The sequence below is a fragment of the bacterium genome (assembly GCA_021372775.1).
Taxonomy (GTDB): domain Bacteria; phylum Acidobacteriota; class Polarisedimenticolia; order J045; family J045; genus JAJFTU01.
The window spans coordinates 1-1,902 of sequence record JAJFTU010000321.1 but is presented as its reverse complement, the minus strand read 5'-3'; the positions used below and the strand labels follow the sequence as shown (position 1 = coordinate 1,902).

General features: G+C 73.6%; 3 protein-coding genes. 1 reads left to right on the top strand and 2 read right to left on the bottom strand.

Features of this window, described 5'->3' with window-relative positions; translation table 11 throughout:
- Positions 1–15 precede the first annotated feature (15 nt).
- Positions 16–564, top strand: a complete 549-nt coding sequence (locus tag LLG88_10940) for an inositol monophosphatase (GenBank protein MCE5247417.1) — start codon at positions 16–18, stop codon at positions 562–564.
- 24 nt (positions 565–588) lie between these two features.
- Here the strand turns inward: LLG88_10940 and pdxA are convergent, their stop codons facing one another.
- Complete coding sequence (gene pdxA / locus LLG88_10935; protein ID MCE5247416.1) at positions 589–1,623, bottom strand: 4-hydroxythreonine-4-phosphate dehydrogenase PdxA; 1,035 nt, start codon at positions 1,621–1,623, stop codon at positions 589–591.
- The coding region (locus tag LLG88_10930) for an RNA chaperone Hfq (GenBank protein MCE5247415.1) at positions 1,620–1,902 on the bottom strand (283 nt) is incomplete at its 5' end. The genes LLG88_10930 and pdxA, both read right to left, overlap by 4 nt.

The window sequence follows — 1,902 nt, the reverse complement described above, 5'->3', positions numbered from 1 at the left end:
CCGGGGTTCGTCTGGATCGTCGATCCGCTCGACGGCACGACGAACTTCATCCACGGCTACCCCGTCTTCGCCGTCTCGGTCGCCGTCGCGCGGGACGGCGAGGTGGTCGCGGGCGTCGTCGTCGACGTGCCGCGCGGCGAGGTCTACGCCGCGGCGCGCGGCGAGGGGGCGACGCAGGGCGGGACGCCGATCCGCGTCTCGTCGCGTCCCGGCATCGCCGACGCGCTGATCGGCACCGGGTTCCCGTTCCGCAAGCAGGATCGCCTCGACAAGTACCTCGCCAGCTTCCGCGCCGTCGTCGCCGACACCGCCGGCATCCGCCGCGCCGGCTCGGCCGCGCTCGACCTCTGCGCGGTCGCCGCGGGGCGGTTCGACGGCTTCTGGGAGGAAGGTCTCGGGCCGTGGGACATGGCGGCCGGCGCGTTGCTGGTCGAGGAGGCGGGCGGCGTCGTCACCGACATGCGCGGCGGCCGGCGCTTTCTGGCGAGCGGGGCGATCGTCTGCGGCGCCCCCGCGGTCCACCGCGAGCTGCTGCAGCTCGTCGGCCCGCACCTCGGCGACTGAACGCCGCGCCGCGGCGCGAACGGATCAGTCGGCGGCGGGCGCGGAGGCGACGGCGGCGAGGCGCGCGCCGAGAAGGGTGGCCGCGACGACGCTCTCTTCGGAGGCGATCCCCTTGCCGGCGATGTCCATCGCCGTGCCGTGATCGACCGACGTCCGCACGAACGGAAGGCCGAGCGTGACGTTGACGGCGCGGCGCCCGTAGCAGGTCTTCACCGGAATCGTCGCCTGGTCGTGGTAGAGCGCGAGCACGAGGTCGTAGCGCCCTTCCTTGGCCTGGGCGAAGACGCTGTCCGGCGGCACGGGGCCGTTGACGATCAGCCCGTCCTCGCGCGCCTTCTCGACCGCCGGGCGGATGTAGAGCGACTCCTCGACGCCGAACCGCCCGCCTTCGCCCGAATGCGGGTTGAGGCCGGCGACGGCGACGCGCGGCGCGCGGCCGAAGAGGCGCCGCCACTCCCGCTCGACGAAGACGAGCTGCTCGAGGATCCGCTTGCAGCGGACCTTGCGGATCGCCTCGGCCAGCGCGAGGTGCGTCGAAAGAAGCGCGACGCTGAAGTCCGGCGTCCAGAACATCATCGCCACGCGCGGCGCGCCGGTGAGGCGGGCGAGCATCTCGGTGTGCCCCGGCTCGGGGATGCCGGCGAGCGAGATCGCTTCTTTGTGGATCGGCGCGGTGACGATCCCCGCCGCGCGGCCGGCGCGGCAGATCTCGACGCCGCGCTCGATCGCCTCGACGGCGACGCGGCCGCCCGCGGCGCAGATCCGGCCGGGCAGCAGCTCCTCGCTCGGCTCGCGCACCGCGAGCAGCAGCGGCTTTTCCCAACGCTCCGCGGGCAGTTCGCGGACGACGCCGGCGAACGGCCAGCGCAGCTTCTGCTCGCGGGCCGTCCGCCGCAGGATTCCCTCTTCGCCGACGACGACCAGCCGCGCGGCGGCGGCGAGCCGCTCGTCGGCGAGGCCCTTGAGGACGACCTCGGGCCCGACGCCGCAGGGATCCCCCATCGTCAGGACCAGCGAGGGCCGTTCCTTCGGGAGATCCTGCTCGCCCCGGGTCTTCATTCCGCCGCCGGGGCCTCGGGATCCTTGTAGATGTACTTGACGTGCCGCTTGTAGAGCAGCAGGTTCGGCGCGTCCGTGCGGTTCAGCTTGACGCACTCTTCGTCGTACCACTCGATCCAGCCGCGCAGGACCTCGCCGTCCACGAGCGCGACGACCATCGGGGTCTTCGCGTTCATCTGCTTGACGAAGTAGTACTCCTCGGCGTGGGTCTTCTCGGGCGGCGTCGGCTTGCGCCGGGCGTCCGCGGCGGCCGGCGCCGGCGCGGCGGCGCGCGGCGCG

Excerpts from the sequence above, each read along its gene's own strand:
- pdxA (MCE5247416.1), bottom strand. The coding sequence starts at position 1,623 with ATGAAGACCCGGGGCGAGCAGGATCTCCCGAAGGAACGGCCCTCGCTG.